This window comes from Bifidobacterium phasiani, assembly GCF_019331775.1.
GTDB lineage: Bacteria > Actinomycetota > Actinomycetes > Actinomycetales > Bifidobacteriaceae > Bifidobacterium > Bifidobacterium phasiani.
Map to the genome: position 1 here is coordinate 71,191 of NZ_JAHBBD010000004.1, position 13,876 is coordinate 85,066.

General features: G+C 68.5%; 8 protein-coding genes, 1 other RNA gene and 2 pseudogenes. 1 reads left to right on the forward strand and 10 read right to left on the reverse strand.

Annotated features, from left to right (window positions below):
• Window positions 1-145: 145 nt before the first annotated feature.
• The 8 genes and pseudogenes from KIH73_RS02820 to hpf all read right to left on the reverse strand — a co-directional run bounded on the left by KIH73_RS02820 (window position 146) and on the right by hpf (window position 10,964).
• Complete coding sequence (locus KIH73_RS02820; RefSeq protein ID WP_219080332.1) at window positions 146-2,044, reverse strand: ABC transporter ATP-binding protein; 1,899 nt, start codon at window positions 2,042-2,044, stop codon at window positions 146-148.
• Window positions 2,025-3,965 (reverse strand): ABC transporter ATP-binding protein, encoded by a 1,941-nt coding sequence (locus KIH73_RS02825; protein ID WP_219080334.1) that lies wholly within the window; start codon window positions 3,963-3,965, stop codon window positions 2,025-2,027. Before KIH73_RS02825 ends, KIH73_RS02820 begins: the two co-directional genes overlap by 20 nt.
• Window positions 3,966-4,270: 305 nt before the next feature.
• A complete protein-coding gene (locus tag KIH73_RS02830; RefSeq protein ID WP_219080336.1) occupies window positions 4,271-4,951 on the reverse strand; it encodes a sensor histidine kinase in 681 nt (226 codons plus the stop codon).
• A gap of 45 nt (window positions 4,952-4,996) precedes the next feature.
• Window positions 4,997-5,704, reverse strand: coding sequence for a LytR/AlgR family response regulator transcription factor (locus KIH73_RS02835; protein WP_219080338.1), 708 nt, complete (start codon window positions 5,702-5,704; stop codon window positions 4,997-4,999).
• A gap of 113 nt (window positions 5,705-5,817) precedes the next feature.
• Complete coding sequence (gene trpD, locus KIH73_RS02840; RefSeq protein WP_219080340.1) at window positions 5,818-6,879, reverse strand: anthranilate phosphoribosyltransferase; 1,062 nt, start codon at window positions 6,877-6,879, stop codon at window positions 5,818-5,820.
• Between the two features lie 203 nt (window positions 6,880-7,082).
• Window positions 7,083-7,265 (reverse strand): annotated as a pseudogene (locus KIH73_RS11260) (SEC-C metal-binding domain-containing protein); the annotation flags it as partial.
• A gap of 168 nt (window positions 7,266-7,433) precedes the next feature.
• A pseudogene (gene secA / locus KIH73_RS02845) lies at window positions 7,434-10,070 on the reverse strand (preprotein translocase subunit SecA); the annotation flags it as partial.
• A 222-nt stretch (window positions 10,071-10,292) separates the two neighbouring features.
• On the reverse strand, window positions 10,293-10,964 hold the full coding sequence (gene hpf, locus KIH73_RS02850; protein ID WP_219080344.1) for a ribosome hibernation-promoting factor, HPF/YfiA family: 672 nt from the start codon (window positions 10,962-10,964) through the stop codon (window positions 10,293-10,295).
• 243 nt (window positions 10,965-11,207) lie between these two features.
• Between hpf and rnpB the strand changes: the two genes are divergently transcribed.
• Window positions 11,208-11,577, forward strand: an RNA gene (gene rnpB / locus KIH73_RS02855) — RNase P RNA component class A.
• A 147-nt stretch (window positions 11,578-11,724) separates the two neighbouring features.
• Here the strand turns inward: rnpB and KIH73_RS02860 are convergent.
• Window positions 11,725-12,450 (reverse strand): regulatory protein RecX, encoded by a 726-nt coding sequence (locus tag KIH73_RS02860; protein WP_420830211.1) that lies wholly within the window; start codon window positions 12,448-12,450, stop codon window positions 11,725-11,727.
• The gene (gene recA, locus KIH73_RS02865; protein WP_236022542.1) at window positions 12,450-13,655 is read right to left on the reverse strand and encodes a recombinase RecA; all 1,206 of its coding nucleotides are present in this window, start codon (window positions 13,653-13,655) and stop codon (window positions 12,450-12,452) included. The genes KIH73_RS02860 and recA overlap by 1 nt, the downstream gene beginning before the upstream one ends.
• Window positions 13,656-13,876: the final 221 nt, after the last annotated feature.

A 13,876-nucleotide genomic window follows, 5' to 3' on the forward strand; every position in this document is an offset into this window, starting at 1 on the left:
CCGCCCGCCGTGTGCGCGCGGGGGCTGCGACCGGCTGGATCGTCCCCACGATGAGCATCGCGCTCCCGCTGTATGCATGCGGGGTTACGCAGGAATCGGCCGTCCCCGAAGCAATACCTGCAGTTCCCGCCGTGTGCGCGCGAGGCTACGCCTCCGCCGGCGTGGTGTAGTACTGGGCCTGCGCGTGCCACAGCTCGTGGTACAGGCCGCCCTCGTCGGCGACCAGCTCGTCGTGGGTGCCGGACTGCACGACCGCGCCGTGGTCGAACACCGCGATCCGGTCGCAGAACCGGCACGACGACAGCCGGTGGCTGATGTACACGGCGGTGCGGTCGCCCACCAGCTCGTCGAACCGCGCGTACACCTCCGCCTCGGCGACCGGGTCGAGCGCGGCGGTCGGCTCGTCCAGGATCACGAACGGCGCGTCGCGGTACAGGGCGCGCGCGATCGCGATCTTCTGCGCCTCGCCGCCCGAGACCTCCACGCCGTCCTTGTCGAGGTCGCGGTACAGCGAGGTGTCCAGCCCCTTCGGCAGCGTGGCCAGGCGGTCCGCAAAGCCGGCCTTGCCCAGGCAGTCGACGGCCCGCCGCCGGTCGACGTCGACGCCCGCGGCCACGTTCTGCCCCAGCGGCAGCGACAGCAGCCGGAAGTCCTGGAACACGACCGAGAACAGCGCCATGTACTCGTCGTAGCGGTACTTGCGGATGTCGATGCCGTTGAGCAGGATCTCGCCCTCGGTCGGGTCGTACAACCGGCACAGCAGCTTGATGAACGTGGTCTTGCCCGAGCCGTTGGGCCCCACCACGGCCAGGCGCCCGCCCACGCGGAACCGCAGGTTCACGTGCCGCAGCGCCCACATGCGTGAGCCCGGATAGCGGAACGAGACGTCGCGGAACTCGACCTCGTACCGGCGGTCCGAGCGCTTCTCGGTGGTCAGACTGCCCTGGTACATGCGGTTGGGGATGTCGAGGAACGCGAACGACGTGCCCAGGAACTCGGCGTTGTTGCGCATCTCCCCCACCTGCGTGAGCAACGCCGACAGCCCGGCGAACAGGCTGGTGACCGCACCCACGTACTGGGTGACCGCGCCGACGCCGAACGCACCGCCCCACGCCTTGAGGCAGACGAACAGGTAGGCGGCGGCGGTCAGGCCGACCGTCAGCACCCGGGCGGCGACCATCCACGCGCCCATCGGGCCACGGGCCAGGCGGCCGATGACCGAATGGTACCCGAAGGTGTTGTTGCCCCTCAGCATCGGGCTGCACAGCTGTTCCTGCTGCCGGTAGATGCGCAGGTCCAGCGCGTTCCTCCATGTCGACTTGTACCCTCCGAACGCCGCGAAGACGCGGTTGCCGAACCTCGCGTCCTCGGCGTGCCTCGCCCAGAGCCGGTTGCCGTTGTCCTCGCACTTCGACGCAATCACGACGATGGCCAGCATCACGGCGATGAAGACGATGCCGCATGCCGGACCGTTGAGGGCATCGAGGGGCGACCCGTCCGGGACGTCGGCGACGAACAGGCTCACCGACAATGCGATGCCGCCCAGGATGCGGAACACGGCCGTCAGCAGGTCGTCAAAGATGTAGCCCACGTAACGTATGCCGTATCCGGCCCAGTTGTCGTTCTGCACGACGTTGAGGAATGCGTCGTACGACCGCTGGTCGTCGACATCCTGATAGTCCATGTCCATCATCTTGGACATCAGTATCCGCTTGTGAGACCAGGAGGTCGTCGCCCCCTCACGGTTCTTCCAATGCTGCGCGGCGGAGGTCGCCAGCGACACCGCGGCCGACACGACCAGCGTCAGCACGGTCCACTGCATCAGACGTCCGGGATCGCGCCGTCCCGCCAGCTCGTCGACCAACCGGGCCGACAGCCAGATGGTCACGTACGGCCCACACGCCACAAACAGCGAGCTGACCGCCGTCGCCGCGAACCATGATGGGCATTGCCTGGCGTAGATGGCGCACGCGCGCCACGTCCGCCGCAACACCTCCGGTAATCCGATGCGCTGCCGCGCTTGCTCATCCACGTGAGACGTCATCGCCGGCTCCTTCCTTCTCCATCGCCGCGGTCCCGTGGTCCATGTCGGTTTGCCCGGAGTCCCCACCGCTGCGGTAATACTTGCGTTGCACATCGAACAGCTTCGCGTACCCGCCACCGCTGGCCAGCAGCGACTCGTGCGTGCCCTCTTCCACGATGCGGCCGTCCTTCATGAGCAGAATGCGGTCGCAAAACCTCGTTGAGGCCAGACGATGCGAGATGAACAGCGAGGTGCGTCCGTCCGTCATCGCGGCGTACTTGCGATAGATGTCGTCCTCGGCTATCGGGTCCAGCGCCGCGGTCGGCTCGTCGAGCAGCAGGATCGGGGCCCCTTTGTACAGCGCCCGGGCCAGCATGAGCCGCTGCGTCTGTCCGCCGGACAATTCCACGCCGTCCTCGTAGACGGCGCGCCCCAGCGGCGTATCCAGACCCTTCGGCAGCGCGGCGACATCCTGCGTCAGTCCGGCCTTGTCCAGGCACCACCGCACCCGTTCGATGTCAACGCCGTCGATGCGCTGTGCGACGTTCTGCGCCACGGTCACGTCAAGAACCGAGTACTCCTGGAATACGGCGGAGAACAGCGCATAGTAGTCCCTGCGGTCGTACCGGCGGATGTCAAACCCGTTCAGCAGAACCCGTCCCTCGGTCGGATCGAGGAAGCCGCTTGCCAACTTGACCAGCGTGGTCTTGCCCGCGCCGTTCAAACCGACGATGGCCACCTTCTCCCCGGGGTGGATGGTCAGGTTGATGTCGTGCAGCACCTCCGGACCATCGGGGCGATAGCGGAACGACACGTGCTCGAACCGTATCTCGTAGGTCTTCGCCGTATCGCAGGGCAGCGGTTCGCCGCCATCGAACGCGAACGGCTCGGGCCATGCCAGGAACTCGCGCAACGTCGACAGGTCGAGGCTTTGCCGATGCAGCGTCGAGCACTGTTCGAGGATGCCCGCCACCCATGTCGTGAATCCGGTGACGGCCGTGAAATACAGCAGGAACCGCGACGCCGACATGCCCTGCGACAACGCAATCCACAACAGGTACGCGTAGGCCACGCCGTTGCGCATCAGCGTCAGCGCGACATCCACGACGTTGGCCCACAGGTACATGCCCTCACGTCGCGCCAGAAACCCGCGGTACAGCCGCATCGTGCCGTTCCACAGATCGTCCAGCCAACGACGCAGGCCGAAGACGCGGATGTCCTTCGCGTAGTCACGGCTGGTGGCCGTCCGATAGAGGTAGTACAGCCGGTTGACGTACCGCTCCTCCTCGTCGCGATGCCGATAGCCCCAGCCGTTGAGCCGGAGACCGACGACGTAGCTGACGATCGTGGTCGCGACCACCAGCGCGATCAGCCAGCCGTTGAGGCCGGACAGCACCATCAGATACGCCGCGAAGGCGATGACGTCGGCGAGGAGCGTGCTGTACGTGGTCCAGATGGCCTCGGTCGGGGCCTGATTGTTGCTGCAGCTGTCGGTGGCCTTGGACTCCGCCTCGTTGAATGCGGCATCCAGCGTGTTGGGGTATGAGGTCCGGGCGTCCTTCTCGTTGATCAGTCGCAGCAGAGAGGTCCGCACCTCGACGTAGCTGAACAGTTTGTTCGTATCGCAATATGCGGAGACCGCATTGGCGAGCATCAGACCGGCGACGAACAGGCCGATGACGGCGAACAGCGACGTCAGCGACGCGTGTTCCTCGATGGTCGTCAGCACGGTCGGTGCCACGAACAGGTTCAGGATGCTGATGGTCGCGGCGCTCAACGCCGTGCCCAGGCAAATGGCCAGTGCGCTCTTTCGCCCCCGCCATGCCTGAGCCATCATGAAGGCGGTGTTGCTCAGCATGCCGTACCGCGGCCGCTGATTCCGGCGCGCGGATGCGCCGTCGACGCGACCGGACGAATCCTCGGCGTTGCGTTGATCTGTCATCGTGTCTCCTTCCCGTCGAATACGTTATATCGCGTCCGACGTCGCCGCCGTGCGTCCTGGGTGACGAACCGCACGTTCCCGGTGACGACACGCGCGAGTTAGGGAGGCCGCCGAACGGGAGGGAGAGCGGAAGCGTGCAACAGACGGGGCAATGACGTTGGCGAGCGGGCGGACGGCGCGGACAAATAAACCGGACAAACGGGACAACCGGCGCCGGCGCCCCGCGGCAGCCGCATGCGCCTGACGCTCGGCGACTGCTGCGGGTCGGTGCCGACGCACCTGCCGTCACCGCACTCGCCCGGCGCTCAGCCGCCCTGCGGCAGCAGGATCTCGGTGGTGAAGGCGCCGTCCTCGGAGTTGCGGTTCAGGTAACCGTCGAGCCGGTCGACGATGGCGTCGACGTGCATCAGCCCGTAGCCGTGGCCCTTCGCGCGCTTGGTGCTGCGGAACCGGCCGCCCACCTTGGTCCGTTTGGCCGACGCGGTGGCGTTGGTGAACGAGAGGTACAGCATCGAGCCCTTCATGTCCATGTAGACGCGGATCATCCGGCTCTCCGGCGGCAGCGGGTCGTTCGCCTCGATGGCGTTGTCGAACAGGTTGCCGATGATGCAGCACAGGTCGATGTCCGGGATGTCCAGGCGCACCGGGATGTTCGCGTCCACGTGCACGTCGATGCCGTGCTCGGCGGCGAGCGACATCTTGCTGTTGATGATCGCGTCCGCCATCGTGTTGCCGGTCTTGACGCGCATGTCGAGCGCGGTCAGGTCGTCGTCCAGCCCGTCCAGGTACTCGCGGACCGCGTCGACGTCGCCCTGGGCGGCGAGGATCTTCATCGTCTGGATGTGGTTGCGCCAGTCGTGCCGCCACATGCGCATCCGCCGGTACATCGACTCCACCTCGCGGTAGTGCGTGTCGAGCACCTCGCGCTGGTAGTCCTCGAGGTCGCGCCTGACGCGCCGGTCGCGCAGCCATCGCGTCAATCCCATGTCCTCCCCTTCCGTGCCGCGCCGCCGGTCGGCGGCGGTCGGCCGTCAGCCGTGCGTGATGATCGCGCGGTTGAGCGTCTCGTAGGCGCCGCGCGGCAGCCGCAGCTCGGTGCCGTCGTCCAGCAGCACCGTCGTCCTGGTGACCCGCCGCACCGCCGCGAGGTTGACGACCAGTCCCCTGCCGACGCGCACGAACCGGTCGTCGAGGTCGCGCGCCGCGTCGCTCAGCGAGCGTTTGGCGGTGTAGTCGCGGTCGGCGTGGATCGTCACGTAGTTGCCGCGCACGTCGAGGTAGCGGATCAGGCGCATCGGCACCCGCGCGGTGCCGCCGTCGGCGTGCACGTCGATGCACCGTTCGTCGGTGCGCAGCCGCGCCGCGGCGCGGTCGAGCACCGTCGCCAGCTTGTTCTCGTCGATCGGCTTGACCAGGTAGTGCAGCGCCTCCACGTCATAGCCGTCGGCGATGTACTCGGTGTAGCCGGTGACGAACACGATCTGGACCGCGTGGCTGTCGCGCCGGATCTGCCTGGCCAGCGTGACGCCGTCCATCGCGCCCATCTCCACGTCGAGCAGCAGGATGTCCCAGGCCTTGTCCTCGCCGTAGCGGAACAGGAATCGTTCGGCGGAGGGGAACGTCTCGACGTCGGCCGCGACGCCGCGCCGCCCGGCCCACCGCTCGACGAGCGTGCGCACGTAGCCGGCGTCGGCCGCGCTGTCGTCGCACACCGCGATCCGGTACGACTCCCCCGCCATGGCTTCCTCCGTCCTCTCGCGCCGCCGCCCGCGCGGGCGCGGCGCCTCCATATGCAACAACGTACACCCCTCAGTTGCGGGATGTACGTTGTTCGCGGGGGATGTCGCCGAAATCAGGCCCGGGACGCCTTGGACCGGGCCGTGTCGAGCCAGCGGCGCAGCAGGTCCGCCGCGGCGCCGGAGTCCACGGCGGCCTCGGCCATCGCGTAGGCGTCGCGGAAGCGCTGGGCCAGCGTCGCGTCCGGGTCGGGCAGGCGGCGCGCGTCGGCGACAATCGCGGACGCGGCGTTGAGCAGCGCGGTCGTGCGGAAGGGCACGGCCTTGCCGCCGAGGAAGTCCAGCATCGCCTGCGCGTTGACGGCCGGCTCGCCGCCGCGCAGGTCGTCCAGCGTCACGTGCGCCAGGCCCAGCTCGACGGTCGGGTCGAACTCGGTCTCGCTCACCCGGCCGTCGCGGATCTCCCACACGCTGACCGGGCCGGTCGGCGCCAGCTCGTCGAGGCCCTCGTGCGAGGTGTAGACCATGCCGCTCTGCCCGCGCGACGCGTACACCTGCGCCATGATCGGGCTGACGGCGCGGTTGGCGCAGCCGATGGCCACATGGTCGGGGTTGGCGGGGTTGGTCAGCGGGCCGAGCACGTTGAACACGCACGGCACGCCCAGCGCCGAACGCACCGGGCCGACGTAGCGCATCGCGGGGTGGAAGACCTTGGCGAAGGCGAAGGTGATGCCGACCTCGTTGCCGATCTCGGCCACGGCCCGCGGGTCGAGCTCCATCGGCAGGCCGAGCGCCTCCAGGCAGTCCGCGGCGCCGCACTTCGAGGACGCGGCGCGGTTGCCGTGCTTGACGATCGTGACGCCGGCCGCCGCGGCCACGACCGAACCCATCGTCGACAGGTTCACCGTCGCGGCGCCGTCGCCGCCGGTGCCGACCATATCCGTCGTCTCGCCCTCGATCCGCAGCGGCACGGCGTGCGCGACCATCGCGTTCGCCGCGCCCCGCACCTCCTCGGCGGTCAGGCCCAGCTGCTGCTGGGTGGCCAGCACGGCGCCCACGGCCGCCGGGTTCGCGTTGCCGCGCATCAGGTCGTCGACGAACCACCAGGACTCCTCCGCGCTCAGGTGATTGCCGGCAACCAGTGTGGTGAGAATCGATTTCCATGTGATCTCGGCCATGATGCCCTCCTTCGAAGCACGGTAGTGATGGTGGTTGTCGTCGCGCTTCATTGTAACCATCCGGCGTTCCGGCGCCGGCGGGGAGTCCATATCACGGGCGCGAAAACGGGCAGGGCGCCGGATTCCGCTGGAATCCGGCGCCCTGCGGCGTCATTCATGGACGGACGTCACACGCGCGGGACGGCGTTCGCCGCCCAGGGCGCTCACTGCTCGTTCTGGCCGTGGCACATCTTGTACTTGCGCCCCGAACCGCACGGGCACTGGGCGTTCTTCGAGGTGCCCGGGAACGTGCGGCCGTCGGACCACGGGCTGTGCAGCTCCTCGGACTTCGGACGCTTGCTGGCCGGGACCTTGCCCTCGGCGTGGCTCATCGGCGCGGGGCCGACGATCACCGGCTCGGCGCGATGCCCCTCGTCCGGCTGCTCCTCGGCGGAATCGGCCTCGGCGGCGTCCACGGCCTCGGGCTGCGCTTCCGCGGACTCAGACCCGACCTCGGCCGGGGCGTCCGCCTGCCCGTCGGCACCGGTTGCGGACTCCGGCCGCTCGGCGGCGGCGCCGTCCTCGTCCGGGCCGCTCGAGATCGTCGCGTCGTCGGCGGACGCGCCCTCGCCGCCAATGCCCATCGCGGCCTCGGCGGCGTCCACGGCCTCGTCCTCGTCGCGCTCGGTGGCGAGGTCCTCGGTGCGGGCCACGCGGTCGATGTCGATGTGGAAGAGCAGCTGCACGCTCTCCTCCTTGATGCCCTCGATCATCGAGTTGTACATCTGGTAGCCCTCGCGCTGGTACTCGACCAGCGGATCGCGCTGGCCCATGCCGCGCAGGCCGATGCCGTCCTTGAGGTAGTCCATCTCGTACAGGTGCTCGCGCCACTTGCGGTCGAGCACAGCGAGCACCACGCGGCGCTCGAGCTGGCGCAGGCCCTCCTCGCCGAGCTTGTCCTCGATCCGGGCGTACTGCTCCTTGGCGTCCTCGACGATGCGGTCGCGCAGCGCGTGCACGGCCTTCTCGCCCTTGAGCTTGCCGACGGCCTCCCTGGCCTCGTCCTCGGTCAGCGCGACCGGGTACATGGCCGACAGCGCCTTGAACAGGCCCTCCCAGTCCCAGGCGGACGGCTTGTCGGAGCCCTTGTTGGCGCCGCGGACGTAGCTCTCGACGGTGTCGGCGATGAAGCGCTCGATGTCGTCGTGGATGTCCTCGCCCTTGAGCACGGCCTGGCGCTCGGCGTAGATCACGCTGCGCTGCTTGTTCATCACGTCGTCGTACTTCAGGACGTTCTTGCGGATCTCGAAGTTGCGCGACTCCACGGCCTTCTGCGCGGTGCGCACGCCCTTGGAGACGGCCTTGGACTCGATCGGCTCGCCCTCCGGCAGGCCCTTGGCCATGACGCGGGCGACGAGCTGCGTGTTGAACAGGCGCATCAGGTCGTCCTCGAGGCTCAGGTAGAAGCGGGACTCGCCCGGGTCGCCCTGACGGCCGGAGCGGCCGCGCAGCTGGTTGTCGATGCGGCGGGACTCGTGGCGCTCGGTGCCGAGCACGTACAGGCCGCCGAGCTCGACGACCTCCTCGTGCTCGTCCTTGACCTGCTCCTTGATCTCGGCGAGGGTGCCCGGCCAGCGCTTCTCGTACTCCTCCGGGGTGTCGTCGGGCGAGTAGCCCTCGGACTTGAGCTTCTGGTCGGCCAGGAACTCGACGTTGCCGCCGAGCATGATGTCGGTGCCTCGACCGGCCATGTTGGTGGCCACGGTGACGGCGCCCTTGCGGCCGGCGACGGCGACGACCGCCGCCTCCTTGGCGTGCTGCTTGGCGTTGAGCACCTGGTGCGGGATGCCGGCCACGTCGAGCAGCGAGGAGACGACCTCGGAGCTTTCGACGCTGGCGGTGCCGAGCAGCACCGGCTGGCCCTTGGCATGGCGCTTGGCCACGTCCTTGACGATGGCGGCGAGCTTCTCGCGCTTGGTGCGGAAGATCAGGTCATCCTGGTCCACGCGGATCATCGGCTTGTTCGTCGGGATCGGCAGCACGCCGAGCTTGTAGGTGCCCATGAACTCGGCGGCCTCGGTCTCGGCGGTGCCGGTCATGCCGGCGAGCTTGTCGTACATGCGGAAGTAGTTCTGCAGCGTGATCGTGGCGAAGGTCTGGTTCTCGGCCTTGACCTCCACGCCCTCCTTGGCCTCGATGGCCTGGTGCAGGCCCTCGTTGTAGCGGCGGCCCGGCAGGATGCGGCCGGTGTGCTCGTCGACGATGAGCACCTCGCCGTGGGTGACCACGTAGTCGCGGTCGCGCAGGAACAGCTCCTTGGCCTTGATCGCGTTGTTCAGGTAGCCGATCAGCGCGGTGTTGTTCGGCTCGTACAGGTTGTCGATGCCGAGGAAGTCCTCGACCTTGGTGATGCCCGGGTCCAGGATGCCGACGGTCTTCTTCTTCTCGTCGACCTCGTAGTCCTCGTCGCGGGTGAGCTTGGGCGCCAGGCGGGCGAACTGGCGGTACCAGCGGGTCACGTCGCCCTCGGCCGGGCCGGAGATGATCAGCGGCGTGCGGGCCTCGTCGATGAGGATCGAGTCGACCTCGTCGACGATGGCGTAGTGGTGGCCGCGCTGGACGAGGTCGCCCTTCTCCCAGGCCATGTTGTCGCGCAGGTAGTCGAAGCCGAACTCGTTGTTCGTGCCGTAGGTGATGTCCGCGTTGTACTGCTTGCGGCGCTCCGCCGGCTTCTGCTCGGTCAGGATGCAGCCGACCGACATGTTCAGGAAGCGGTAGATGCGGCCCATGAGCTCGCTCTGGTAGCTGGCCAGGTAGTCGTTGACGGTGACGACGTGCACGCCCTTGCCCTCGAGCGCGTTCAGGTAGCTCGGCAGCGTGGCCACGAGGGTCTTGCCCTCGCCGGTCTTCATCTCGGCGATGTTGCCCCAGTGCAGGGCGGCGCCGCCCATCAGCTGCACGTCGAAGTGCCGCTGGCCGAGCGTGCGCACCGAGACCTCGCGCACGGTGGCGAACGCCTCGGGCATGATGCTGTCCAGCTTCTCGCCGTTGTCGAGACGCTGCCTGAACTTCGCCGTCTGGCCCTTGAGCTCCTCGTCGCTCAGGGCGGAGATCTGATCCTCCAGCGCGTTCACGGCCTTCGCCACGTTCTCGAGCTTCTTGATCTGGTGGCCTTCGCCCATGCGAAGGGCCTTGTCAACGATATCTACCACGTTCGCTCCCTTGTCGGTTACCGTAAACGAGCATAGCCCAATCTGCTGGGATTGGGCGCAAACCTCGACCAATAGTACGCGAACGTTGGGATTTTCGGTGCGGCGAAACCCCGCGCGGACATGAACGGCGCCCATGCGGACGCAAAAACGCGGCATCCCGCGCGGGTGCTCCGCGCGGGATGCCGTTTCGGTCCTGGCACCGGCCCGTTGCCGGCCGTGACGTCAGTCCTTCTTCACGTTCTCCGGGGTGTCGATCTCGAACACGCCGTAGCTCCAGCCGTGGCGGTGGTAGACGACGGACGGGCGGTTGGTCTCCTTGTTGACGAACAGGAAGAAGTCGTGCCCGATGAGCTCCATCTCGTACAGCGCCTCGTCGATGGTCATCGGCTCGGCGATGTGCAGCTTGCGGCGGATGACGATCGGGGTGTCCCCGACCTGCACCTCCACGGACTCGCCGGGGCCGAGATCCGAGGCGACGGCCGCCTGCGGGCTGTTGATCGGCTCCTCGACGGGCTCCGGCTCCTCCGCCTTCGGCTCCTCCGGGACGATGGCGCCCATGTCGACGGGCACCGGGTTCGTGTAGCCGCGGCGATGGTCCTTGCGACGGTCGCGGGTGCGGCGCAGGCGCAGCGTCAGCTTGTCCAGCGCCATGTCCAGCGCGCTGAACTCGTCCGTGCTCGACGCCTCGGCGCGCACCACGGTGCGGCCGGCGATCACGGTGATCTCCACGCGCTGGGCCGTATCGGCCTGCCGCGGGTTGCCCTCATGCGTCAGCACGATCTGGACGCGCTCGGCGTCCGGGGCGATAGCGGTCACACGATTCATCTTGCTTTCGACGACATCACGGAACCTCTGCTTGATCTGCGTGTGGCGTCCGGTAACGACGATTTCCATGTGGACCTCCTTAGCTCAAGCGGGCCGGACCCGCTTTGTGTGTGCCGAACCGCATCGTTGCCGTCCGGGTACGTCTCATTGTAGCGGAACGAACCGGCGACGTCGCGGACAACTCGCGGGAAGAGAACATGTCGCGCGGGGCGGGGCGCGACGCCTGGAGACACGCCGGAAACGCCGGGCAGCCACGGCCGCGTGACGCGCGGACGGCCGGCCTGGGACGCGCATGCGCTATCCTTGACGGACTGAGACCCCTTGATGGCCGCGGCCGCGCCGGTCCGCCGGCACGGCTGAGGAACTTCCGGGCTCCGCAGAGCACGATGGCGGATAACGTCCGCCCAGGGCGACCTGAGAGATAGCGCAGCAGAGAACAGACCGCCCGGCGTTGCCGGGTAAGGGTGAAACGGCGGTGTAAGAGACCACCGGGCCGCTGGTAACAGTCGGCCGCATGGCAAGCCTCATCGGGAGCAAGGCCAAGCAGGAGGCGTTCGAGGGCTGCTCGCCCGAGCCTCCGGGTAGGCTGCTAGAGCCTGGCGGCGACGCCAGGTCGAGATGGATGGCCATCCGTGCCGCGCATGCGGCACGACAGAACCCGGGGTATAAGGGGTCTCACTTTCTCTTTCCTCTTTTTCTTTCATTAGCCTTTGCCGCGAAACGGACCGTCAGGCCCGTACGCGCCCACCCCGGCCCACGCTCCCCCGAGCCGCCGGCGCGGAACGGCTTCCTGAATCCACATCGTTCGAGCGTCCTGCGACCCGACCGGCTAGTCGCGGAACAGCTCCTCGGCGACGCGCCGCAGCGCGTCGGGGCTGTGTCCCTTGCGGCCGCCCGCCGACCAGAAGCGGCGCCGACGCACCGCCGGGTCCAGGCCGCGGGTCCTGCCGGCGTAGCGGCGCCCCAGCTCCCAGACGGCCTCCTCGAACTCGCCGCGCGCCTCCGCCTCCGCGGCCACGCGCTCGGCCAGATCCCGGGACACGCCCTTGCGCGTCAGCTCCATCACGGCGCCGCGACGCCCCATCAGTCGGCCGGCGCAGTACCGTATGGCCGACTCGGCGTACGCCTGGTCGTCGAGCAGCCGCACACGGGTCAGCCGTTCGATGACCTCGTCCACGACGCCGTCCGCATAGCCCTTGTCGAGCAGCCGCCGGCGCAGGGCGCCCGACGGGCGCGGCGCGGCGTCCAGCAGGCGAAGCGCCGCCTCACGGCATTCCTCCACGTCGTCGATGGAGTGCGACGACCCGCCGTCCGCGTCGCCGCCACCGGCAACCCCCGCGCCGCCGTCCGCGGACACGGCGGACACGACGCCGGAAACGGCGCCGGCGGCGATGAGGGACGCCATGCGGCCCGGAACGTCAGCACCCGGGACGCCACCGTCCGGGACGCTGACGTCCGGAGCACCGTCATCCGGAACACCGACGGCGGCGTCCCGGACGCCCGACGCCTCGATGCGCGGCGCGTGCCGCGTCAGAAACTCCTCGGCGGTGATCATCAGGACTTCGAGGCGGCCTTGTCGGTCGTCTTGTCCGCCGTCTTGCCGGATGCCTTGCCGGCGGACCTGCCGGCGCCGGACTTCGCCGCGTCCTCGGGCGCCGCGGCGTCGCCGGCCCCGTCGCCCTCGCCGTTGGCGAGCTGGTCGGGAATCTCGATCAGGCCGAACGCGGCCTTGACCTTGTTCTCGATCTGCTCGGTGACCTCGGGGTTGTCCTTCAGGAACTGGCGCACGTTCTCGCGGCCCTGGCCCAGCTGGTCGCCGTCGTAGGTGAACCACGAGCCGGACTTCTTGACGACGTTCGCCTGCAGGGCCATGTCGAGCACCGACCCCTCCTTGGAGATGCCCTCGCCGTACAGCACGTCGAACTCCGCGGACTTGAACGGCGGCGCCATCTTGTTCTTGACCACCTTGACCCTGGTGCGGTTGCCCACGGCCTCGTCGCCGTTCTTCAGGGTCTGGATGCGGCGGATGTCGAGGCGGACGGAGGCGTAGAACTTCAGGGCCTTGCCGCCGGTCGTGGTCTCGGGGTTGCCGAAGAACACGCCGATCTTCTCGCGCAGCTGGTTGATGAAGATGGCGGTGGTGCCGGCCTGGGCCAGCGCGCCGGTCATCTTGCGCAACGCCTGGCTCATCAGCCTGGCCTGCAGGCCGACGTGGCTGTCGCCCATCTCGCCTTCGATCTCGGCCTTCGGCACCAGCGCGGCCACGGAGTCGATGACGATGACGTCAAGCGCCCCCGAGCGGATCAGCATGTCGGCGATCTCCAGCGCCTGCTCGCCGTTGTCCGGCTGGGAGACGATCAGCGAATCGGTGTCGACGCCGAGCTTCTTGGCGTACACCGGGTCGAGGGCGTGCTCGGCGTCGATGAAGGCGGCGACGCCACCCTCCTTCTGCGCGTTGGCCACGACGTGCAGGGCCAGCGTGGTCTTGCCGGAGGACTCAGGGCCGTAGATCTCCACGATGCGGCCCTTGGGCAGGCCGCCGATGCCCAGCGCCATGTCGAGCGCGAGCGAGCCGGTGGGGATGACCTCGACGTTCTGTTCGGGCCGGTCGCCCAGGCGCATGGCCGAGCCCTTGCCGAAGCTCTTCTCGACCTGGGCCAGCGCCGTGTTCAGCGCGGCTTGCTTGCGCGGATCGATGGCGTGAACCGCCGTGGGGTTCTCCGCGGCGGCCTTCGCCGCGGCGCTTGTCTGCTGAGCCATGCTGTCTCCTTATGTCTGTGTATGGCGTTCGTCACGCTCCACCGTAGGGACCGGCGCCCGGGCGATGCAAGGCGCCGCGGCATTGTGGTCGAAGGGCGCGCCCGTCCACAACGCCGCCGGACGGCCGCTCCCCCCGGAATCCCGGGCCTGCGGGCCGCCGACGCCCTGCACCGCGGGTTCGCCCCGCGGCCGTTCACTGTGGACAACTATAGCCCAAGACA